20 protein-coding genes are annotated in these 22618 nt (G+C 64.1%); 8 read left to right on the plus strand and 12 right to left on the minus strand.

The annotated features are described in order from the left end of the window. Positions 1-88 precede the first annotated feature (88 nt). A complete protein-coding gene (locus tag AC0Z35_RS14190) occupies positions 89-781 on the plus strand; it encodes a cytochrome b/b6 domain-containing protein (RefSeq protein WP_485132412.1) in 693 nt (230 codons plus the stop codon). Between the two features lie 104 nt (positions 782-885). On the opposite strand, the gene AC0Z35_RS14195 is transcribed toward AC0Z35_RS14190, so the two are convergent. Both AC0Z35_RS14195 and purB read right to left on the minus strand, forming a co-directional pair. Continuing rightward, positions 886-1344 carry a c-type cytochrome gene (locus AC0Z35_RS14195; RefSeq protein WP_046805522.1) on the minus strand — a complete coding sequence of 153 codons (459 nt, stop codon included), beginning with the start codon at positions 1342-1344 and terminating at the stop codon, positions 886-888. A gap of 58 nt (positions 1345-1402) precedes the next feature. Continuing rightward, positions 1403-2779 carry an adenylosuccinate lyase gene (gene purB / locus AC0Z35_RS14200; protein ID WP_046805523.1) on the minus strand — a complete coding sequence of 459 codons (1377 nt, stop codon included), beginning with the start codon at positions 2777-2779 and terminating at the stop codon, positions 1403-1405. Positions 2780-2940: 161 nt separating this feature from the next. On the opposite strand from purB, the gene AC0Z35_RS14205 reads away from it, so the two are divergent. Beyond that, the gene (locus AC0Z35_RS14205; RefSeq protein ID WP_104143238.1) at positions 2941-3552 is read left to right on the plus strand and encodes a glutathione S-transferase; all 612 of its coding nucleotides are present in this window, start codon (positions 2941-2943) and stop codon (positions 3550-3552) included. Between the two features lie 121 nt (positions 3553-3673). Here AC0Z35_RS14205 and AC0Z35_RS14210 read toward each other — a convergent pair whose 3' ends face one another. The 3 genes from AC0Z35_RS14210 to AC0Z35_RS14220 form a co-directional block, all read right to left on the minus strand. Continuing rightward, a complete protein-coding gene (locus AC0Z35_RS14210) occupies positions 3674-4495 on the minus strand; it encodes a sulfite exporter TauE/SafE family protein (protein WP_046805525.1) in 822 nt (273 codons plus the stop codon). Between the two features lie 106 nt (positions 4496-4601). Further along, a complete protein-coding gene (gene mnmA, locus AC0Z35_RS14215; protein ID WP_104143237.1) occupies positions 4602-5720 on the minus strand; it encodes a tRNA 2-thiouridine(34) synthase MnmA in 1119 nt (372 codons plus the stop codon). A gap of 7 nt (positions 5721-5727) precedes the next feature. After that, positions 5728-6666, minus strand: a complete 939-nt coding sequence (locus tag AC0Z35_RS14220) for a LysR substrate-binding domain-containing protein (protein WP_046805527.1) — start codon at positions 6664-6666, stop codon at positions 5728-5730. Between the two features lie 257 nt (positions 6667-6923). Between AC0Z35_RS14220 and AC0Z35_RS14225 the strand changes: the two genes are divergently transcribed. The 5 genes from AC0Z35_RS14225 (at position 6924) to AC0Z35_RS14245 (ending at position 12157) form a co-directional block, all read left to right on the plus strand. Further along, positions 6924-7913, plus strand: a complete 990-nt coding sequence (locus tag AC0Z35_RS14225; protein ID WP_046805528.1) for a Bug family tripartite tricarboxylate transporter substrate binding protein — start codon at positions 6924-6926, stop codon at positions 7911-7913. A 71-nt stretch (positions 7914-7984) separates the two neighbouring features. Continuing rightward, positions 7985-8860 (plus strand): N-formylglutamate amidohydrolase, encoded by an 876-nt coding sequence (locus AC0Z35_RS14230; RefSeq protein WP_485132411.1) that lies wholly within the window; start codon positions 7985-7987, stop codon positions 8858-8860. 416 nt (positions 8861-9276) lie between these two features. Continuing rightward, complete coding sequence (locus tag AC0Z35_RS14235) at positions 9277-10395, plus strand: Re/Si-specific NAD(P)(+) transhydrogenase subunit alpha (RefSeq protein ID WP_046805530.1); 1119 nt, start codon at positions 9277-9279, stop codon at positions 10393-10395. 2 nt (positions 10396-10397) lie between these two features. After that, positions 10398-10721 carry an NAD(P) transhydrogenase subunit alpha part 2 gene (locus tag AC0Z35_RS14240; RefSeq protein ID WP_046805531.1) on the plus strand — a complete coding sequence of 108 codons (324 nt, stop codon included), beginning with the start codon at positions 10398-10400 and terminating at the stop codon, positions 10719-10721. Further along, positions 10718-12157, plus strand: a complete 1440-nt coding sequence (locus AC0Z35_RS14245) for an NAD(P)(+) transhydrogenase (Re/Si-specific) subunit beta (protein WP_046805532.1) — start codon at positions 10718-10720, stop codon at positions 12155-12157. Before AC0Z35_RS14240 ends, AC0Z35_RS14245 begins: the two co-directional genes overlap by 4 nt. 81 nt (positions 12158-12238) lie before the next feature. Here the strand turns inward: AC0Z35_RS14245 and glcF are convergent, their stop codons facing one another. The 6 genes from glcF to tldD all read right to left on the minus strand — a co-directional run bounded on the left by glcF (position 12239) and on the right by tldD (position 20620). Further along, positions 12239-13474, minus strand: coding sequence for a glycolate oxidase subunit GlcF (gene glcF, locus AC0Z35_RS14250; protein ID WP_046805533.1), 1236 nt, complete (start codon positions 13472-13474; stop codon positions 12239-12241). 3 nt (positions 13475-13477) lie between these two features. Continuing rightward, a complete protein-coding gene (glcE, locus tag AC0Z35_RS14255) occupies positions 13478-14584 on the minus strand; it encodes a glycolate oxidase subunit GlcE (protein ID WP_485132410.1) in 1107 nt (368 codons plus the stop codon). Positions 14585-14596: 12 nt separating this feature from the next. Further along, complete coding sequence (locus AC0Z35_RS14260) at positions 14597-16096, minus strand: FAD-linked oxidase C-terminal domain-containing protein (protein WP_046805535.1); 1500 nt, start codon at positions 16094-16096, stop codon at positions 14597-14599. Between the two features lie 171 nt (positions 16097-16267). Continuing rightward, positions 16268-17677, minus strand: coding sequence for an FAD-binding oxidoreductase (locus AC0Z35_RS14265; protein ID WP_104143232.1), 1410 nt, complete (start codon positions 17675-17677; stop codon positions 16268-16270). A 130-nt stretch (positions 17678-17807) separates the two neighbouring features. Then, positions 17808-18881 (minus strand): 3-deoxy-7-phosphoheptulonate synthase AroG, encoded by a 1074-nt coding sequence (gene aroG / locus AC0Z35_RS14270; protein ID WP_046805537.1) that lies wholly within the window; start codon positions 18879-18881, stop codon positions 17808-17810. A 278-nt stretch (positions 18882-19159) separates the two neighbouring features. Then, positions 19160-20620: a metalloprotease TldD gene (gene tldD, locus AC0Z35_RS14275; protein WP_006218381.1), complete on the minus strand. Its 1461-nt coding sequence runs from the start codon at positions 20618-20620 to the stop codon at positions 19160-19162. 813 nt (positions 20621-21433) lie between these two features. Here tldD and AC0Z35_RS14280 point away from each other — a divergent pair. Next, positions 21434-21817 (plus strand): H-NS histone family protein, encoded by a 384-nt coding sequence (locus AC0Z35_RS14280; protein WP_104143230.1) that lies wholly within the window; start codon positions 21434-21436, stop codon positions 21815-21817. A gap of 87 nt (positions 21818-21904) precedes the next feature. Here AC0Z35_RS14280 and AC0Z35_RS14285 read toward each other — a convergent pair whose 3' ends face one another. Further along, on the minus strand, positions 21905-22552 hold the full coding sequence (locus tag AC0Z35_RS14285; RefSeq protein WP_104143229.1) for a DUF4136 domain-containing protein: 648 nt from the start codon (positions 22550-22552) through the stop codon (positions 21905-21907). Positions 22553-22618: the final 66 nt, after the last annotated feature.

The following is a 22618-nucleotide window of genomic DNA, read 5'->3' on the forward strand; positions in this document are numbered from 1 at the left end:
ATCGCTGACAGCTTCGCCGCGCCTGGTGCGCGGCGATTTCATTGTTGCGTGATAAAGTCGCTCGCAACGCAGCCCTGGCACGCTTACCATGCAGAACAATCGACTCGCGGTACGGATCTGGGACCTTCCCACCCGCCTCTTTCACTGGGCGCTAGTCGTCTGTATTGTCGGCGCGTTCGTCAGCGTCAAGCTGGGCGGCCTGTATATGGACTGGCACGTGCGCTTTGGCTGTACGGCGCTGGGCCTGATCATCTTCCGCCTGTTATGGGGCATCGTCGGCCCGCGCTACGCGCGCTTTGCCACGTTTGTGCGCGGCCCCGGCGCGGTGGCCAAATACCTCAAGGGCGCCGCCGCGCCCGCCGGACATAATCCGCTGGGCGCCCTGTCGGTACTGGCGCTGCTGCTGGTCATCGGCTTTCAAGCCGTCAGCGGCTTGTTCACCACCGACGACATCATGATGCAAGGGCCTTTGTTCGGTTACGTCAGCGCCGACACCGCCAGCACCCTGACGTCGTGGCACAAGCTGAACGAGTGGGTCATCATCGGCCTGATCGCGCTGCACCTGGTGGCGGTTGCCTGGTACGCGCTGGTGCGCCGCAAGCGCATGGTGCGATCCATCATCACGGGCGATGTCGACGCCAAGGACCTGCCCGCCGGCACGCCGCCCGCGCAGGACGGTTTCGCCGTGTGGTTGCGCGCACTGCTGCTGGGCGCCTGCGTGACGGGCCTGGTGCTGTGGATACGGTCACTGGAAATCGTGGCCGACATGTCGTTTTCGTAATCCGCCACGCACAAACGCAGCGCCCGGAAAAACAAAAAGCCCCTCGATGCATCGAAGGGCTTTTTGCTTGGAAAGTATCGATGCCGTCGCCAGACGGCAGCGCCTTACTTCTTCTTGCGGTACGAGTCGTGGCAAGCCTTGCAGCTGGCGCCCACATCGCCGAAGGCCGCACGCAGCTTGTCCAGGTCGCCGGAATCAGCAGCTGCCGATAACTTGACGATATTGTCCTGGAAGGCTTGTTGCTTTTGCTTGAAGCCGGCAGCGTCGCTCCAGATTTCGGGACGAGCATCACCGCCTTCCGTTCCCGGCCCGAAAGCCGTCCACGGCAACGCCGACAAGGTCTTGAGCACTTCGACGTTGGCCTTGATCTGCGCGGCGTCGTAAGGCGCCTGACCCTTGACTACCGGCGTCATGCGACCAAAGTGCGAGGCCATCAGCGTCAACGCCGATTGGCGGTACTTGACCGCGTCTTCGGGCTTGGCGAACTGTGCCGAGGCGGTCGTCGCGAGCAACGGCGCCACGGTCATACAGGCCAACGCGACTAGCGTGGACAACTTTTGCATTGCAATCTCCCGTAAGAACAACAAGAATGCCGCGCGCATGACGCGCGCGGCATGGCGACTATACCGCCCGGGCCAGCTCGGCGGCCAGTCCGATGTACGAACGGGGGGTCATTGCCAACAGGCGGGCCTTGGGTTCTTCCGGCAACGCCAGGCCCTGGATGAATTCGCGCAGCGCTTCTTCGGTAATGCCCTTGCCGCGCGTCAATGCCTTGAGTTGTTCGTAAGGCTGCGGCAGACCGTAGCGGCGCATCACCGTTTGCACCGGCTCGGCCAGCACTTCCCAGCAAGCATCGATGTCGGCGTCGATGGCGGCCGTGTTCACTTCCAGCTTGCCCAGGCCGCGCATGCAGGCGTCCCACGCCACCAGGCAATAGCCCAGGCCCACGCCCAGGTTGCGCAGCACGGTGGAGTCGGTCAGATCGCGCTGCCAGCGCGAGATTGGCAGCTTGTCGGCCAGGTGGCGCAGCACGGCATTGGCCAGGCCCAGGTTGCCTTCGGAGTTTTCGAAGTCGATCGGGTTGACCTTGTGCGGCATGGTCGACGAACCGACCTCGCCTTCCTTCAGGCGCTGCTTGAAGTAGCCCAACGCCACATAGCCCCATACGTCACGGTCCAGATCCAGCACGATGATGTTGGCGCGGGTGATGGCGTCGAACAGGGCCGACATCCAGTCGTGCGGTTCGATCTGGATGGTATGGCGGTTCTGGGTCAGGCCCAGGCCGGCCAGCACGCGCTGGCTGAAGGCGGGCCAATCGATTTCCGGGTAGGCCGACAGGTGGGCGTTGTAGTTGCCGGTGGCGCCGTTCAGCTTGGCCAGCGGTTCAACGGCTTCGACAGCGGCAATGGCGCGATTCAGGCGCGCGGCCACGTTGGCAAACTCCTTGCCCAGCGTGGTAGGGCTGGCCGGCTGGCCGTGCGTACGCGACAGCATCGGCTGGTCGGCTTGCGCCACCGCCATGTCGTTCAGCTTGGCGGCCAGTTCGCGCAGGCGCGGCACCACCACCTGATCGCGGGCGCGCGACAGCATCAACGCGTGCGAGGTGTTGTTGATGTCTTCCGAAGTGCAGGCGAAGTGGATGAATTCGGCGGCGCGGGCCAACTCGGCGTCGTCGGCCACTTTTTCCTTCAGCCAGTACTCAACGGCCTTCACGTCATGGTTGGTGACGCGTTCGATGTCCTTGATGCGGCCGGCATCGGCTTCCGAAAAATCCTGCACCAGCTGTTGCAGGCGCTGGCGGGCGGCCTGCGAAAAGGCGGGCAGCTCGGGCAGGCCGGCGTCGGACAGGGCGACCAGCCAGGCCACCTCGACTTCGACGCGATGCGCCATGAAGCCGGCTTCGGACAGCAGGCCGCGCAGCGCGTCGCTCCGGGAAGCGTAACGGCCATCCAATGGCGAAAGGGCATTAAGTTGGCTCAACTGGTCGGCGATTTGCATGGTCTGAAGAAGAAATGGCTACGGATGGGAAAACCCGGCGATTTTATCATCCAGGGGCGTGCAACATTGTGGCAAACTGGCGAAGATTCCGGCCAACGGACGGCTTGACCGTCATACGGCCTGCTATACTTCGGCCGCTTTTCGACTCCGCTTGTGACTCCATGAAACTGATCGGCTCGCTTACCAGTCCATACGTACGCAAAGTGCGTATCGTCATGGCCGAGAAAAAGCTGGACTACCGGCTTGAACTCGAAAACGTCTGGTCCGCCGACACGCAGATCCAAACGTACAACCCGCTGGGCAAAGTGCCCTGCCTGGTCATGGAAGATGGCGGCGCGCTGTTTGATTCGCGCGTCATCGTCGAGTACGTGGACACCTTGTCGCCCGTTGCCCGCCTGATTCCGCAACAGGGGCGTGACCGTGCCGCCGTCAAGTGCTGGGAGGCCATCGCTGATGGCGTCCTGGACGCCTGTGTCGCCATCGTCAAGGAAAACCAGCGCCCCGAGGCCCAGCGCAGCCCGGAATGGATCGAACGCCAATACGGCAAGATCCACGCCAGCCTGGACGCCATGAACAAAAGCCTGGGTGACAACGCCCACTGCATGGGCATCAACTACAGCCTGGCCGACATCGCCGTCGGCTGCGCGCTGGGCTACCTGGACTTGCGCTTCGCCGCGCTGGACTGGCGCGCCAACCACCTGAACCTGGCGCGCCTGCACGACAAGCTGGCGCAGCGGCAATCGTTTATCGACACCGCGCCCAAGACCGCCTGAGCGGTTCCCCGCCTGCCCGTTTTACACGGGTGCTTGATGACCGGCCACCTTGTGTGGCCGGTTTGCATTGCGCGGGCGCCAGACTTGCCGGCGCGGCGGCCAGGGCCGCCGCCGAACTGCCTTATTGCGCCGCGAACGTCTGCCAGGCCTTGAACAGCATGTACGCCGCCAAGGCGAAAAGCAGGCATGCGAACACGCGCTTCAAGGTCTGCACCGGCAGGCGGTGCGCCATCCGCGCGCCCAGCGGCGCGGTCAATACGCTGGTGCACACCAGCGCCAGCAACGCGGGCCAATAGATGTAGCCCAGCATGCCGGGGCGCGTCGCCCCTTCATTCAGGCCCGACACCACGTAACCCACGCTGTTGGCCAGCGCAATGGGAAAACCCAGCGCGGCCGAGGTGGACACGGCGTTGTGCAAGGCCACGTTGCACCAGACCATGAACGGGACCGACAGAAATCCGCCGCCCGCGCCGACCAGCCCGGACAGGAACCCGATGCCCGCCCCCGCCGCGCTGGTGCCCACCACGCCTGGCATCTGCCGAGCCGGTTTGGGCTTCTTGTTGCGCAGCATGCTCCAGCCGGAATAACCGACGAACAGCGCAAAGAACAGCGACAGCCACAGCGTGTTCAGGGCCGCGAACACCGCTCCGCCCGATATCAGCCCGCCGATGATGATGCCCGGCGCCATCGCCCACACGATGTTCCATTTGATCGTGCCGCGCTGCTGGTGCGCCCGCACGCTGGAGATCGACGTGAACAGGATGGACGTCATTGACGTTGCGATGGCGGCGTGCACCACCAGTTCGGGCGGCATGCCCTGCCAAGAGAACAACATGGTCAGCAGCGGCACCAGCAGCATCCCGCCACCGATTCCCAGCAGCCCCGCCGCAAAGCCGGCCACCGCGCCCAGCACCAGCAGGCAAATCACCATCGAAACATCCACAACCCTCTCCTCTCGTTTTGAATTCTCAGGTTCATGAACAAGGCCCCGCGGGCGACGCGCCCACGGGGCCTTGCTTGATCGCGCATGTGCCGGTGCGGCGTGTGCGCTACAGGATAATGCCACCGCCCAGGCAAACGTCGCCATCGTAAAGCACGGCCGACTGGCCCGGCGTGACGGCCCATTGCGGGTCGGTGAAGTCCAGCGCAAACGTATCGCCTTCAGCCCGATCCAGACGGCAGGCTGCATCCGCCTGGCGGTAACGCGTTTTGGCGCCGTAGCCGGCAAGCGCGGGCGGATGGCCCGCCACCCAACTGGCGTCCTGGGCCTGCAACTGGCCGGACAGCAGCCAGGGATGGTCATGCCCCTGCACCACGTACAGGATGTTGCGTTCCAGGTCCTTGCGCGCCACGTACCAGGCCTCGGCCGTGCCGTCCTCGCGCTGGCGGCCCTTCACGCCGCCCACGCCCAGGCCCTTGCGCTGGCCCAGCGTGTAGAAGGACAGCCCCTCGTGGCGGCCCACCTGCTGGCCTTCCGGCGTCAGGATCGGGCCGGGCTCGGTCGGCAGGTAGCGGTTCAGGAATTCGCGAAACGGGCGCTCGCCAATGAAGCAGATGCCGGTGGAATCCTTCTTGGCGGCATTGTGCAGCCCGATCTCGTGGGCGATGCGGCGCACTTCGGTCTTGTGGATTTCGCCCAGGGGGAACAGCGTGCGCGACAGTTGCGCCTGGTTCAGCCGGTGCAGGAAGTAGCTTTGATCCTTGGACGCGTCCAGGGCCTTGAGCAACTGGAACTGCGTGCCGCCCCCCTCGGCCGGCACTTCGCGCACCCGGGCGTAGTGACCCGTGGCGATGTGCTCGGCGCCCAGCGCCATGGCGTGGTCGAGAAATGCCTTGAACTTGATTTCGGCATTGCACAGCACGTCGGGGTTGGGGGTGCGGCCGGCGGAATATTCGCGCAGGAATTCGGCGAACACGCGGTCTTTGTATTCGGCGGCGAAGTTGACGAACTCGAAGTCCACGCCAACCAGGTCCGCGACGCTGGCGGCGTCCAGCAAGTCCTGGCGGGTGGAGCAGTATTCGGAATCGTCGTCGTCTTCCCAGTTCTTCATGAACAGGCCGACGACTTCATAGCCTTGTTGCTTGAGCAACCATGCGGTGACCGAAGAATCGACCCCGCCCGACATGCCCACGACAACGCGGCCTTTCTTGGTGGATATTTGACTCATGATGCGGCTATTTTAGTTCGGACGCGGCTTCGGGCGCCGGCTCGGCGTTGGGCTGCGGCTCTGCTGCCCGGGACACTTCCATCAGCCAGGCGCGAAACGCCTGCAAGGTGGGCAGGTTGGCTTTCTGCTCGGGGTAACACAGGTAATAGCCCATGCGCGCGCGGATCGGCAGTTTGATGGCCACGGCCAGCTTGCCGTCGCGCAACTCGTCTTCGATCAGGCAACGCGGAATCAGCGCCACGCCGAAACCGGCGGCGGCGGCCTGCGACAACAGCGCGTACTGGTCAAAGCGCGCGCCTTCCAGGCTGCGACGGCTGTCGCAGCCGGCTTGCTCGAACCAATCGCGCCAACCCTCCAGCGCCGACGTATGGTGCAGCAGCGGATACGCCAGCAGAGCCTCGGGCGATGGACAGCCGCCCGGAATCAGGCGCGGGCTGCACACGGGCACGATGTCGCGGCCCACGATGTAGTCGGCGCCACTGCCCGGCCAGATGCCTTCGCCGAATCGCACGGCGGCATCCAGTTCAGGCGTGGAAAAATCGTAGCCCTGGCGGTGCGGCAGGAATTCAACGTGGATGTCGGGGCGCAAGCGCATGAAGGCCGTCAGGCGCGGGATCAACCAGCGCGCGCCAAACGTGGGCATACAGGTCAGGTTCAACGTGCCGCCCTGCCCTTGATGCGCAATCAGCTCGACGGTGGCCGCTTCGATCTGGCCCAAGCCCGCCTGAACCTTGGTCAGATAACTGCGGCCGGCCTCGGTCAGCACCAGGCCTTGCCTGATGCGCAGGAATAGTTCAACCCCTACGAACTCTTCCAGATGTTTCACCTGTTTACTGACGGCGCCTTGCGTGACGCACAATTCCTGCGCCGCCCGCGTAAAGCTGCTGTGCCGCGCGGCAACTTCAAATGCTTGAAGATCCGTTAAAGAGGGACAGAAACGTCGCATGATTCGCCCCCACGTCGCGTGGGGCTCCCGCCCCGGCGGGGCTTGATCGGGGGATGTATCCCCGGCCTCGATCGCGTGTGCCGCGCGCGGAAAAGTTACACAAAAGTAACGCCCGAATCGTGTCGGCAAACGGGAGGCATGAAAAAAAGTCATAGCTTACGGAGAAACTTTCGTTTGCGCAAACCGCCCCGCCAGGAAAGAATCGTTGCGTTTGCGACTGCCTTTGCGCATTCGCTTTCCATTTATTAGGGGAATCCATGCAACGCCGTAACGTAGTACTGGGCCTGTGTGTCGCCGCCGCGACCCTGGCCATGCCGCTGACCTCGGGTATCGCGCACGCTGAAGACGCGTATCCCAGCAAGCCCATCCGCCTGATCGTTCCCTTCCCGCCCGGAGGCACCACCGACATCGTCGGCCGCCTGTTCGCGGACAAGCTGGGCAAGGAACTGGGCCAGACCGTCGTGGTGGAAAACCGCGGTGGCGCGGGCGGCTCGATCGGCAGCGCATTCGTTGCCAGCAGCGCCCCGGACGGCTACGTCCTGGGCATCGCCACGGTCAGCACGCACGGCATCAACCCGGCCATCTACCCGAACCTGCCGTTCGATGGCGAGAAGGACTTCACGCCCATCTCGAACCTGGCCGCCGTGCCGAACATCATGACGATCAACCCCAAGGTTGACGCCAAGAACATCGCCGACTTCATCAAGCTGGCCAAGAGCCAGCCGGGCAAGCTGACGTACGCGTCGGCCGGCAACGGTTCGGTTTCGCACATGATGGGCGAACTGTTCAAGATGGCTTCGGGCACCGACCTGATGCACGTTCCGTACCGTGGCGTGGGCCCGGCGCTGAACGACGCGCTGGCCGGCCAGGTCGACGTCATGTATGACAACCTGCCGTCCACCCTGCCGCACGTGCAGTCCGGCCGCCTGATCGCCATGGCCGTGGCCTCGCCCAAGCGCGTGGCCAGCCTGCCCAACGTGCCCACGTTCGCCGAAGCCGGCCTGCCGGCTGTGAACGACGCGTCGTGGTTTGGCCTGGTTGCCCCGGCCAAGCTGCCGGAACCCATCCTGGCCAAGCTGAACGCCGCCGTGCAGAAGGTTAGCGCCGACGCCGACGTGAAGTCGCGCCTGGAAGCCCTGGGCGCCGAACCCGCCGCCAACAGCTCGGCCGACTTCGGCAAGCAGATCGCCGCTGAAATCGCCAAGAACAAGCGCATCGCCAAAGAAGCCAACGTGAAGATCGACTAAGCGATCTTCGGCCCGCGCCGCGCCATCACGGGCAGCGCGGGCCTTTCGAATCACGAACGCAACACCTCTATATGCGAATTACCCAACCCCTGTCTTACCGGCTCGACCTTCCGCAGCAATATCCCGATTCGGAGCCCTCGGCCCCGCTCGTGCTGGACTCTCCGCACAGCGGCACCGCCTACCCTCCCGACTTCGCCGCCGCGGTGGACTTTGGCGCGCTGCGCACTGCCGAGGACACCTGGGTTGACGACCTGTGGGGCGACGCGCTCGACATGGGCGTGCCGATGGTAGCCGCCGCGTTTCCGCGCGCCTACATCGACGCCAACCGCGCGGCCGACGAGATCGATGAATTGCTGCTGGACCAAGCCTGGCCGGATGCCGTGAACGCATCGCCCAAGGTCAAGCTGGGCAAGGGCCTGATCTGGCGCATGCTGGACGACGGCACGCCGCTGTACAAACGCAAGCTGACGGTCGAGGAAGTGCGCCACCGCATCGACGCCTGCTGGAAGCCGTACCACGCCGCCCTTGGCCAAGTGCTGGATTCGGCACACAAGAAGTTCGGCAAGGTCTGGCACATCAACTGCCACTCCATGCCCAGCGTGGCCGGCGCCTTCGCCACCGACCGCCCCGGCCTGGTTCACCCGGACTTCGTGTTGGGCGACCGCGACGGCAGCACCAGCGACCCGGCGTTCCGCGAGTTCATCGCGGCGTGGCTGCGCGAGCGTGGCTATAACGTCACGGTCAACGACCCGTACAAGGGTGTCGAACTGGTGCGCGCTTTTGGCCGCCCCCAGGAAGGCCGCCACAGCTTGCAGATCGAAATCAACCGCAAGCTGTACATGGACGAAGTCACGCTGCGTCCGACCGAAAACTATGGCCGCCTGAAGGCCGATCTGCGCGACCTGACCGCCGCGCTGATCAACTGGACTCGCGCGCAAACGGCCTGACGCCGGACGTTTACGCGCAAGTGCCGGCCAGCGGCGTGGTAAGACTGGCCGGAGCAAGTGGGTTGCAAAACCCGGAGCCCCATGGTTCGCCATGGGGCTTTTTTTCGTCCGGCAAATGCCGTAGCCCAAAGAACCTGCCCACCCCCAAGGCGGGCCAGCCCCCTTGGGGGCAGCAAGCGAATGCAATGAGCGCACCGTAGGGGCAACGGCCCGCCGCCGGGCCGCCCCAAGGCGGGCCAGCCCCCTCGGGGGGCAGCCAGCGAATGCAATGAGCGCAGCGTGGGGGCAACGGCCCGCCGCCGGGCCGCCCCAAGGCGGGCCAGCCCCCTTGGGGGGCAGCGCGCGAATGCAATGAGCGCGCGTGGGGGCAACATTAACGTGTATAACTACGGCGAACCTTCTGAGGAGAGGCGTCGATGCACATCGGGATACCCAAAGAGACCCGAGACGGGGAAACCCGTGTCGCAGCAACACCGGAGACCGTCAAGAAGTACGTAGGCGGCAAACACACCGTTGTCGTGGAGCGCGGGGCCGGCGTCGCCGCCCGTTATCTTGACGACGCCTACGAGGCCGCGGGAGCCACGCTAGGCTCTGCCCAGGATGCCCTGGGCGCGGACCTGGTCATGAAGGTTCGCGCCCCCTCCGCCGATGAAGTGCCCCACATGAAGCGCGGGGCCGTCGTCATCGGCATGCTGGACCCGTTCGACGCCGAAGGCATCGAACAGATGGCCGCCGCCGGCCTGACCGGCTTTGCCCTGGAAGCCGCGCCCCGCATCACCCGCGCGCAAAGCCTGGATGTGCTGTCTTCCCAAGCCAACCTGGCCGGCTACAAAGCCGTGCTGCTGGCCGCCCACCACTACGGCCGGCTGATCCCCATGATGATGACCGCCGCCGGCACCCTCAAGGCCGCGCGCGCCGTGGTGCTGGGCACCGGCGTGGCCGGCCTTCAGGCCATTGCCACCGCCAAGCGCCTGGGCGCGGTCGTCGAGGCGTCCGACGTGCGCCCCGCCGCAAGGGAACAGGTCGAATCCCTGGGCGCCAAGTTCATCGACGTGCCTTTCGAAACCGACGAAGAACGCGAAATCGCCGAAGGCAAAGGCGGCTACGCGCGCGCCATGCCGCCCGGATGGATGGCGCGGCAGGCGGCGCTGGTGTCCGAACGCTGCAAGCAGGCCGACATCGTCATCACCACCGCGCTGATCCCCGGCCGCCCCGCCCCCACGCTGGTGTCGGCCGACACCGTCGCGGCCATGCGACCCGGCTCCGTGTTGGTGGACCTGGCGGTCGAACGCGGTGGCAACTGCCCCCTGTCCGAACGCGGCAAGATCGTGGAAAAACACGGCGTGACGATCGTCGGCCTGACCAACCTGCCCGGCCTGGTCGCCACCGACGCGTCCGCGCTCTATGCGCGCAACGTCATGGACTTCCTGAAGCTCATCATCAATGCGGACGGCGCGCTGGCGATCCAGCGCGACGATGAAATCGTGGCGGCCTGCCTGGTGTGCGAAGGCGGCAATGTGATGCAAAGGACCTGAACATGGAAGCGATCAACCCCACCCTGATGAATCTCATCATCTTCGTGCTGGCCATCTATGTCGGCTACCACGTTGTCTGGAACGTCACGCCCGCCTTGCACACGCCGTTGATGGCGGTGACCAACGCCATCTCCGCCATCATCATCGTGGGCGCCATGCTGGCGGCCGCGCTGACCGAAGGTGGCCTGGCGCGCGGCATGGGCGTGTTCGCCGTGGCGCTGGCGGCCGTGAACGTGTTTGGTGGCTTTCTTGTCACGCGGCGCATGCTGGAAATGTTCAAGAAAAAGGATCGCAAGCCTGGCCCGGGCAAGGAGGAAGCGAAATGATCTCGCTTAACCTCGTCACCCTGCTCTACCTGATTGCCTCGGTCTGCTTCATCCAGGCCCTCAAGGGGCTGTCGCATCCGACCACGTCCCGGCTGGGCAACGCCTTCGGCATGGCCGGCATGGCCATTGCCGTGCTGACCACGGCAGCGCTCATCATCGGGCTGGCGCGCGAAGGCACCGCCACCATCGGCCTGGGCTGGGTCCTGCTGGGCCTGCTGGTGGGCGGTTCCATCGGCACCTTGATGGCCCGCCGCGTCGAGATGACGAAGATGCCCGAACTGGTCGCCTTCATGCACAGCATGATCGGCCTGGCGGCGGTCGCCATTGCGGTTGCCGTCGTCGCCGAGCCGCACGCCTTCGGCATCGTGCCGGCCGGCATGCTGATTCCCACCGGCAACCGCTTCGAGCTGTTCATCGGCACCTTCGTGGGCGCCATCACGTTCTCGGGCTCGGTCATCGCGTTCGGCAAGCTGTCGGGCAAGTACAAGTTCCGGCTGTTCCAAGGCGCGCCCGTCGTGTTCCCGGGCCAGCACATGCTGAATCTGGCGCTGGCGTTGGTGATGCTGGGCTGCGGCCTGTGGTTCATGCTGACGCAGGAATGGACGCCCTTCATCATCATGACGCTGGTGGCCTTCGTCCTGGGCGTGCTGATCATCATCCCCATCGGCGGCGCGGACATGCCGGTGGTGGTGTCGATGCTGAACAGCTATTCCGGTTGGGCGGCGGCGGGCATCGGCTTTTCGCTGAACAACCCGATGCTGATCATCGCCGGCTCGCTGGTCGGCTCGTCCGGCGCCATCCTGTCCTACATCATGTGCAAGGCGATGAACCGGTCGTTCTTCAACGTGATTCTGGGCGGGTTCGGCGGGCAGGCGGGCAGCGCGGCGGATGCGGGCGCGGCGCAGCAGCGCAGCGTCAAATCCGGCAGCGCCGACGATGCGGCATTCCTGATGACCAACGCCGAAAGCGTGACGATCGTGCCGGGCTACGGCCTGGCGGTGGCGCGCGCGCAGCACGCGCTGAAAGAACTGGCCACCAAGCTCACGGAACGCGGCGTGACAGTGAAGTACGCCATCCACCCGGTGGCGGGTCGCATGCCGGGCCACATGAACGTGCTGTTGGCCGAAGCCGAAGTGCCCTACGACCAGGTCTTCGAAATGGACGACATCAACAGCGAGTTCGCGCAGACCGACGTCGTGCTGGTGCTGGGCGCGAACGACGTGGTCAACCCCGCCGCCAAGAACGATCCGAAGTCGCCCATTGCCGGCATGCCGATCCTGGAAGCCTACAAGGCGCGCACCGTGATCGTGAACAAGCGTTCGATGGCATCCGGCTACGCCGGGCTGGACAACGAGTTGTTCTACATGGACCGCACGATGATGGTCTTCGGCGATGCCAAGAAGGTGCTTGAGGATATGGTGAAGGCGGTCGAATAAACCGCGCCATGCAACGAACGCCTGGCGACAGGCGTTCGTTGCGCGCCTTCATCCGAGCTTCGGACCGGCGCCTTTCTGTACCTACGCCGCCGCTGTCTGGCGCAGCTGTTCGTCCACCACTTCCACCCAATGCCGCACCGGCGTGTCGGTGCCGCTTTGCAGATGGCCGATGCAGCCGATGTTGGCCGACAGGATCACGTCGGGCCCGCCTGCGGCAATGGCCGTCAGTTTGCGGTCGCGCAGCTGCAACGCGATATCCGGATGCAGCACCGAGTACGCACCCGCCGAGCCGCAGCACAGGTGTTTGTCGGCAAACGGCTGCAAATCGAAACCCAGATCCACCAGCAACTGCTCGGACAGCGGCCGCAGGCCCTGCCAATGCTGCAAGGTGCAGGGGGGGTGATACGCGGCCCGCGCGCCGCCGGGCAAACGCGCACGCAGCTGGGCGGCATGCGGGGCGACAATTTCAGCCACGTCCTTGACGCGCGCAACGATATCCGCGGCCTTCTGCGCGTAGGCAGGATCATGCTTCAAATGATGCGCATATTCCTTGACCATCGCGCCGCAGCCGGATGCGTTCATGACGATGGCCTCCACCGCCCCACCCTGTATCAGCGGCCACCACGCGTCCACATTGGCGCGCATCTGCGCCAACGCGGCGTCTTGCGCATCCAGATGAAAACTGACCGCGCCACAACACCCCGCGCCTGGGGCCAGCCGCGCGCCGATACCCACCGCATCCAGCACGCGGATGGTGGCGGCGTCGATGGTGGGCATCATGGCCGGCTGCACGCAGCCGGTCAGCATCAGCACCTGGCGTGCATGCCCTGACACAACGGGCAAGGCGCCCGCATCGCGGCGCTCGGGCACCTTGCGCTTGAGCGCCTCGGGCAGCATGGCGCGCATCGCCTGCCCCGCTTTCATCGCGGGCGCGAACATGGGCGACAACATCGCACGACGCAACAGGTTGCGCTTGGTCTTGTCGGCCCATGAACGCGGCACGCGTTCGTCCACGATCTTGCGCCCGATGTCGATCAGGTGCCCGTACTGAACGCCCGACGGGCACGTGGTTTCGCAATTGCGGCAGGTCAGGCAACGGTCCAGGTGTTGTTGCGTGGACTGCGTGGGCTCGGCGCCTTCCAGCACCTGCTTGATCAGATAGATACGCCCGCGCGGGCTGTCCAGCTCGTCGCCCAGCACTTGATACGTGGGACAGGTGGCAGTGCAGAAACCGCAATGCACGCAGCGCCGCAAGATGGCGTCGGCTTCGTTGCCCAAGTCGGTATCGCGGGCCCAGGATGCCAGGTTGGTTTGCATGCGCTATAGCTCCAGAACCAGGCGGCCGGGGTTGAACAGGCTGGCCGGGTCAAGCTCCTGCTTGAGCCGGCGCGTGATCGCCGCGACGCCGGGCGCCAGCGGATGAAATACCCCGTCGGCCGGTGGCTTGCTGTTGCCGGGGCGGAACAAGGTGGCGTGCCCGCCCAGCCGCGCGGCGATTTCGCGAAGCTCGGTGGCGTCACGTTGGCCGGACAGCCAACGCTGGCCGCCCCCCCACTCGATCAATGTGGGCCCCAGGCCCAACGCAGCGGCGGTGGGCGGCAGCGCAAGGCGCCACAAAGGCCGGCCGGGGTGAAAAAACGGGTGCGTCTGCTCGCGCAACGAGCGCCACCACACCAGCGCGGCATCCGGTAACAGCGCGTCCCCGCCGATGACGTGGCGCGCGCTGGCCAGCGCAGGCGGCGCGCCTGACAGCCGCACGTGCATAAGCCCATCGCCCCCGTCATCGTCACCCGTCCAGCTGGTGGCGGAAATGGGCAACGGCTTGCCGCGCCACAAGGCAAAGCTTGCCAACGCCTGCGCCTGCGTGGCGGGCAGTACCAGCGTCAGTTCTTCCATGGGGCGCGGCACCACCTTCATCGACACATCAAGAATCGCGCCGAAGATGCCATGCGACCCCGCCAACAAGCGCGACACGTCGTACCCCGCCACGTTTTTCATGACTTCGCCGCCGAACGACAGCATGCGCCCTTCCGAGTCCAGCAGCCGGGTGCCCAGGACGAAGTCGCGCAATGCGCCCGCGCTCATGCGGCGCGGCCCGGACAGCCCCGCCGCCACGCAGCCGCCCACGGTTGCCGATGCCGCGAAGTGCGGCGGTTCAAACGCCAGCATCTGCCCGTTCTCGGCCAACACCGCTTCAAGCTCGGCCAACGGCGTACCGGCGCGTACGGTCACCACCAGCTCGGAGGGGTGATAGCTGACGATGCCGCGATACGGCGTCATGTCGAGCAGGCAGTGGCCGTCTTGCGGCGTGACCGGGCGATAGTTGCCGTAGAACGCCTTGCTGCCGCCGCCCATGACAAACAACGGCTTGTGGCCGGCACGAGCCGTCATGACCTGGTCGCACAATTCCGACAGGACAAAATCCATAGGGGATGCGTCCTAGAAACGGGCGAGATCGGGGAACCGCAACTCGCCCGCATGGACGTGCATCTTGCCGTATTCGGCGCAGCGGGCCAGCGTGGGAATGACTTTTTCAGGATTCAGCAGGCACGGCGGGTCGAACGCCCGCTTGACCGCCAGGAACGCGTCGAGTTCTTCGCGAGAGAATTGCACGCACATTTGATTGATTTTCTCCATACCCACACCGTGCTCTCCGGTCACGGTGCCTCCTACCTGCACGCACAGCTCAAGAATCGCGGCGCCAAATTTCTCGGCGCGCTCGACCTCGTCCGGCTTGTTCGAATCGAACAGAATCAGCGGATGCAGGTTGCCGTCTCCTGCATGGAAAACGTTGGCGCATCGCAAGCCGAATTCGTCTTCCATTTGCTCGATGGCGCCCAGCACCCGCGCCAGGTGGCGACGCGGAATCGTGCCGTCCATGCAGTAATAATCAGGGGACACGCGGCCGGCCGCCGGAAACGCGTTCTTGCGTCCCGCCCAGAACTTCAGGCGCTCGGCTTCCGACGTGGACACTTGGCAACGCGTTGCACCGGCATCGCGAAACACCGCTTCCATCCGCGCGATTTCGTGGGCGACCTCGTCAGGGGTGCCGTCCGATTCGCACAGCAGGATGGCTTGCGCATCCAGATCGTAGCCGGCGCACACAAAGGGTTCGACCATATGCGTGGCGCGGCGATCCATCATCTCGAGTCCAGCAGGAATCATGCCCGCGGCGATGACCTGCGTGACCGCATTGCCGGCCGCCTCGACGCTGGAAAAGCTGGCCATCACCACCTGCGCGCAAGCGGGCTTGGGGATGAGCTTTACCGTCACTTCGGTGACCACGCCCAACATGCCTTCTGATCCGATGAAGACGGACAGCAGATCCAGCCCGGGTGCATCGGGCGCCTCGGAGCCCAGCTCGACGATGTCGCCGTCAATGGTGACGACCCGCACGCGCAACACGTTGTGCACGGTCAGGCCGTACTTCAGGCAATGCACGCCACCGGAATTCTCGGCCACGTTGCCGCCAATGGAACAGGCGATCTGGCTGGACGGATCGGGCGCGTAATAAAGGCCATAGGGCGAGGCCGCTTCGGAAATGGCCAGGTTCCGCACGCCGGGCTGCACGATGGCGGTGGCGCTGGCCAGGTCGATATGCTTGATGCGATTGAATTTGGACAAGCCAAGCAGCACGCCCTGGCTATGCGGCATGGCGCCGCCAGACAAGCCCGTGCCCGCGCCGCGCGCCACCAGCGGCGCATTCAACCGCTTGCAGATCCGCATGACGGCTTGCACTTGTTCTTCGGTTTCAGGCAGGGCCACCACGGCCGGCAGCGCGCGATACAACGACAGGCCGTCGCACTCGTAGGGACGGGTATCTTCTTCGCGGAACAATACGCAGTGCGCGGGCAACGCGGCCGACAACGCCTCGATGAGCTGCTGCAAAGAATAAGGCGCCTGCACTTGTGCCAGGCCGGTTTCGACCAGTGAATTCATGAGCGCAACAATAGCGCGAGCGCACTATGAAAACAGGCCGGGATTTACCCGCATCCATGGGATAAACGCCGTGCCCGACTCGTAACCAGCAGTAATTGCGCGCGGTGCACGCGTAAAAAAGCCGACGGCAATACCGTCGGCTTCAGCAAGGCGCGCGGCCCGCTTGATGTCTTACCAGGACACGATCTTGCCGGGATTCAGAATGTTGTTCGGATCAAACGCGTGCTTCAGGCTACGCATCAGATCCAGCGCATCGTCGCCATGCTCTTCCGCCATGAATTGCATTTTGTGCAAGCCCACGCCATGTTCGCCGGTGCAGGTGCCGTCCGCCGCAATCGCACGGCGAACCAGGTTGTGGTTGATCGTTTCCGACTCTTCCCATTCCTTCGGATTGTCGGCGTCCAGCAGCATCAATACGTGGAAATTGCCGTCGCCCACGTGGCCGACGATGGTATACGGGAAACTGGCGCGTTCCAATTCTTCGACGGTGTCGCGCACGCAATCGGCCAGGCGCGAAATCGGCACGCACACGTCGGTGGTGCTGGCGCGGCAGCCGGGACGCAATTGCAGGCCCGCAAAGTAGGCATTGTGGCGCGCCGTCCACAGGCGGCTGCGGTCTTCGGGGCGCTCGGCCCATTCGAAGTCCATGCCGCCATGTTCGGCGGTAATCGCCTGCACGGTTTCGGCCTGTTCCTGCACGCCGGCCGGGCTGCCATGGAATTCAAACACCAGCAGCGGCGTTTCGCGCAGGCTCAGCTTGCTGTATTGGTTGACCGACCGCACGCTGGCGGCGTCCATGAATTCCACGCGCGCGATCGGCACGCCCATCTGGATGATTTCAATCACGCTTTGCACGGCGGCGTCCAGCGTGGGGAAGTTGCAGACGGCCGCCGACACGGCTTCGGGCTGCGGGTACAACCGCACGGTGACTTCGGTGATGATGCCCAGCGTGCCTTCGCTACCGACGAAGATGCGCGTCAGGTCGTAGCCTGCCGACGATTTGCGCGCGCGGCCGGCCGTGCGGATGATGCGGCCATCGGCCGTCACGACGGTCAACGACATGACGTTTTCGCGCATGGTGCCGTAGCGCACGGCGTTGGTGCCGGAGGCGCGCGTGGCGGCCATGCCGCCCAGGCTGGCGTCGGCGCCCGGGTCGATCGGGAAGAACAAGCCGGTGCTGCGGATCTCTTCGTTCAACTGCTTGCGCAGGACGCCGGCCTGCACGGTGGCGGTCAGGTCTTCGGCGTTGATCGCCAACACCTTGTTCATCTGCGACAGGTCCAGGCTGATGCCGCCCTGGATCGCCAGGATGTGGCCTTCCAGCGACGAGCCGGCGCCATAGGGAATCAACGGAACACGGTGTTCGTTGCACAGCTTGGCCACCGCGGCCACGTCTTCCGTGCTGTGCGCGAAGACCACGGCGTCGGGCAGCATGGCGGGATACGGGGACTCGTCGCGGCCGTGATGCTCGCACACGGCCGAGGATTCAGACAGGCGGTCGCCAAAGCGCGCGCGCAAGGCGTCCAGACAGGCGGCCGGCACCGGACGGCGCAACGTTTCAGCGTGCAAGGGAGCATTCATGATCAGCGTGTTCTCGGGGAATTCGCGGCGAGCGCGGGTTCGTTAATCCGAATATTCTACGCCGCCACGCATGCTGCGCCGCAAACCGCCCCAGGAAGACGGCGTGCGGCGCGCCGGCGTGACCGGCCGCTTACTTGCCCGAGGTCAGCGCAACGCGGCGGCGTTCGCGCACCGCGTGCGCCAGGCGCTCCAGCACGGCAACCGACGCGTCCCAGTCGATGCAGCCGTCGGTAATGCTCTGGCCGTACACGAGCGGCTTTCCCGGCACCATGTCCTGGCGCCCGCCCAACAGGTGGCTTTCCACCATGACGCCGATCAGCCGCGCGTCGCCCGCTTCCATCTGGCGCGCCACGTCGTCGATGACGCGGGGTTGGTTTTCGGGGTCTTTGCTGCTGTTGGCGTGGCTGGCGTCCACCATGATGCGCTGGGCCAAGCCGGCCTTGGACACGTCCTGGCAGGCGGCGTCAACGCTGGCCGCGTCGTAGTTCGGCGTCTTGCCGCCGCGCAGGATGACGTGGCAGTCCTCGTTGCCGGCGGTGGACACAATCGCGGAATGCCCGCCCTTGGTCACCGACAGGAAGTGGTGCGGCTGCGACGCAGCCTTGATCGCGTCGACCGCGATCTTCACATTGCCGTCCGTGCCGTTCTTGAACCCCACCGGACACGACAAGCCGGACGCCAGTTCGCGGTGCACTTGGCTTTCCGTCGTGCGTGCCCCGATCGCCCCCCAGGAGACCAGATCCGCGATGTACTGCGGCGTAATCATGTCCAGAAACTCGCAACCGGCCGGCAACCCCAGGCTGTTGATATCCAGCAGCAGTTCACGGGCCACGCGCACGCCCTTGTTGATGTCGAAGCTGCCGTCCAGATCCGGATCGTTGATCAGGCCCTTCCAGCCCACCGTGGTGCGCGGCTTTTCGAAATACACGCGCATCACGATTTCCAGATCGGCGCTCAGGCGGTCACGCACCGGCTTCAGACGCTTCGCGTATTCAATGGCGGCGCGCGTGTCGTGAATCGAGCAGGGGCCGATCACGACGATCATGCGGTCGTCCATGCCGTGCAGGATGCGATGCATGCCCTGGCGGGCAGCGAACACGGTGTCGCCCGCCTCCTTGGTGCATGCAAACTCGCGCATCACGTGCGCGGGCGGATTCAGTTCCTTGATTTCTCGGATGCGAAGGTCGTCGGTATTGTGTGACACGGTACTGCTCCTGGGTTGCCCGCCAACGGGTCCATCTCCGATCGGGGGTTTCCGATCCCCGGCGGCACAAAAAAAGCCGCCAGTTCGCTGGCGGCTTTTTGGGGGGATTCTTTCCAAACTTCAGATTGAGTGCGTCCCTTCCTCCGCCAGCGGCTTCAGAAAACCATAAAAATAAAAGGTAAAGGCGGGGGACGCGAATTTCATGGGAAACGACTCTAGCACAAAACATTCGGGCCGTCACATCGTTTTTTGGCGACGGTGGCGGCCCGATTTGACGTTCAGGCGGTACCGCCCACGGTCAGCCCTTCCATGCGCACGGTCGGCATGCCCACGCCCACCGGCACGCTCTGGCCGTCCTTGCCGCAAGTACCCACGCCGGAATCCAGCTGAAGATCGTTGCCGATCATGGTGACGCGGGTCATGGCGTCAGGGCCGTTGCCGATCAGCGTGGCGCCCTTGACCGGGTAGGTCACCTTGCCGTCTTCGATCATGTAGGCCTCGGATGCCGAGAACACGAACTTGCCGCTGGTGATGTCGACCTGGCCCCCGCCGAAATTGACGGCGTACAGGCCGCGCTTGACCGACGACACGATTTCTTCGGCAGGCTTGTCGCCGGCCAGCATGTACGTGTTGGTCATGCGCGGCATCGGCAGGTGCGCAAACGATTCGCGGCGGCCGTTGCCGGTGGCGGCGGTTTTCATCAGACGCGCGTTCAGCGTGTCTTGCATGTAGCCGCGCAGGATGCCGTCTTCAATCAGCACGTTGCGCTGGGTGGCATTGCCTTCATCGTCGATGTTGAGCGAACCGCGGCGGTCGGGCAGCGTGCCGTCGTCGACCACGGTGACGCCCTTGGATGCCACGCGTTCGCCGATGCGGCCGGAAAACACGCTGGAGCCTTTGCGGTTGAAGTCGCCTTCCAGCCCGTGGCCCACCGCCTCGTGCAGCAGGATGCCGGGCCAGCCGGACCCCAGCACCACCGTCATCTCGCCGGCGGGCGCCGGGCGCGCTTCCAGGTTGACCATGGCTTCATGCACGGCACGTTCGACATAGCCTTGCAGCATTTCGTCCGTGAAGTAGGCAAGCCCCAAGCGTCCACCGCCCCCGGCATGGCCCATTTCGCGGCGGCCGTTGCGTTCGGCGATCACGGTCAGCGACAGGCGCACCAGCGGGCGCACGTCGGCGGCCAGACGGCCATCGCTGCCGGCCACCAGCACGACGTCATATTCGGCACCCAGACCGGCCATCACCTGGATGACATGCGGGTCGCGTGCACGCGCCATGCGCTCGATGCGTTCCAGCAGCGCCACCTTTTCCGGCGCGCTCAGCGTGGCGACGGGGTCGATGTCGGCGTACAGGCTGCGGCCCATTTCGGCTTCGACCTGAGCGGCCACCTTGACCTTGCCGGCGCCGCGCCGGGCAATGCCGCGCACGGCGTGGGCAGAGGACAGCAGCGCGTCGGCCGACAGGGAATCGGAATAGGCAAAGGCGGTTTTCTCGCCGCTGACGGCACGCACGCCGACGCCCTGGCTGATGGAAAAGCTGCCGGTCTTGACGATGCCCTCTTCCAGACTCCATCCCTCGCTGCGCGTGTACTGAAAGTACAGGTCGGCGTAATCGACCTTGTGGGTGAAGATCTCACCCAGGGCACGCGCCATATCCGCTTCGGTCAGGCCCCAGGGGTCAAGCAAAAGCGATTTGGCGGTGGCAAGGGAAGCAATAGCGGGATCAGTGATTTTCATAGGCTCTATTCAGGGGGCATCGGCGCGGCACGGGCGCACGCGTTGCGTGGATGCACAAGACCGTATCGTACCGCTGACCGGCCCCCCTCGTCCCGACTTTGGCAAGGCGGCCACTGCCGAGGGGTGAAAGATTATTCACGCGTGAATAAATATGGGGACATCGAATGAAGTATCAAGTTAAGCAAAACAACTAAATATTGTTTCACCACATAACAGTTGGGGAGCCGCTCCGGAACGCGGTTGAACGACTCCTAGGCTCTTGGCATACAAGAGTGAGAAATACCCAGGATTGGTCTGACAAGCGCTGATCAAAATGCGGAAACTCGGCCCGGAAGACACCCTAATTCACCATATCAATCCGCTGAGCGGGCAATGCCAAAATGCATGGCGGCCGCATCGAGGCAACGAAAGTGTCAATTCGGTCACCCTGCTTGGCTCATAAATCGGGGGCTGGCATGGCCCGGCTTTAAATCGTCCACGACCAACAACATAAACTCGGCGGAGGCTGTCACAAAACGCGATTCTTTCGCTAATTGAAACAAATGACGCTGGGAACAGCCCCTGTTTGCGGGATTCGTCCGCCTTGTGAACCAAATTCGAGTCTGTTTCAAATCGTCCTAAATTTGGGAATATCCTTCCCAAAACTTGTTCCTGCCCGAGGCCCGCATACCGTCAGGCCTTGCGGCTCTTTTGATACAAAGTAATTAGCTCGAAAATAGAGAAGTCAAGCCGCAACTTATGTATTATGCGAAGCACAACAATTAAACATTACTTCGCCGGCGATTAAAGCAGTTCCATAATCAGGAATAAACCATGGCCCGAGAAACATACGCAGCTCTGCAAGCAAAGATCGAGAAGGAAATCAACAAGCTTCAAAAGAAGGCGGAAGTCCTCCAAACGAAGCGTCGCAAGCCCGTGATCACCTCCATCATCACGTCCATGCGCGAATACGACATCACCCCGGAAGAAATCATTGCGGCATACGGTTCGGGCAAGCCCGCGCGCGTGGCCCCCGGTGGCCGACGCAAGGCTGGCGCGGCTGCACGCCCCGCCACCGCCGCCAAGCGTGCCGTTGCCCCGAAGTATCGTCACCCGCAAACGGGCGAAACCTGGAGCGGCCGTGGCAAAGCCCCGCGCTGGCTCGCGGCTGAAGAAGCCGGTGGCGCGACACGCGACAGCTTTCTTATCAAAGAATAAAACCTATTCTGTAGTAAGAAATAAATCGGCGCACCAATCTGGTGCGCCGATTTATTTTGGAATTCAGCGTCGAAGCGCCGTCAGGGCTTACTGAACGGGGAACTGAATTTCGCGTTCCGCCCCATTATTCCCGGGAAAATTGTCGAATATCGCGCGTACCAGATAGGGCATCGTGCGCATGAAATCATCGCCCTGACTAAGTATGAAGGCCGTGGAACGGTAAACCTCGGCACCCCCACGTTGGGTGTCCCGAATCTTCAAGCTCAGTGTGTTGCGCTGCACCGCCATGGGCACATCGACCCATTCCGGCCCCCAGTACCCATAGGCGCCGCCCCAGGGGCGAGGCCCGTAGAAACCGCCATATCCGCCATAGCCGTAGCCGCCGTAGAAATAGGGATCGTAGGCGCGGCGCACCATTACCTGGGTCTGGCTGGTTCCATAGGTAAACGACACGTCAAAACGCCCCTTGGCGCCGGGCTGGGCTTCGACCAAACCCGTTGCACCGATGCCGGCGCGCACCATGTCCTGATAGGACTGGTATTCCAGATTATTCAGTTGATTCGGATCCGCGGCCACAAATTGGTAAGTCTGCCCTTCAACGCCGGTAGGCCATTGCTGGAACGAAGTCACCCGCGCGGAAACGGACGGCGCGGCGCAACCGGTCAGTGCCAGCGTTGCCGCCACAGCCGTTAATCCTGCCCAACGGCCCACACTGAACAACGACTTTCGGAACATTTTGCGACTCCTGTTGCGCGCGACGGCGCCATCATACTGAGCTTTGACTAGGCCCACGGCAAAAAG

Source organism: Achromobacter sp. 1L-A-4-B-C2 (assembly GCF_057291955.1).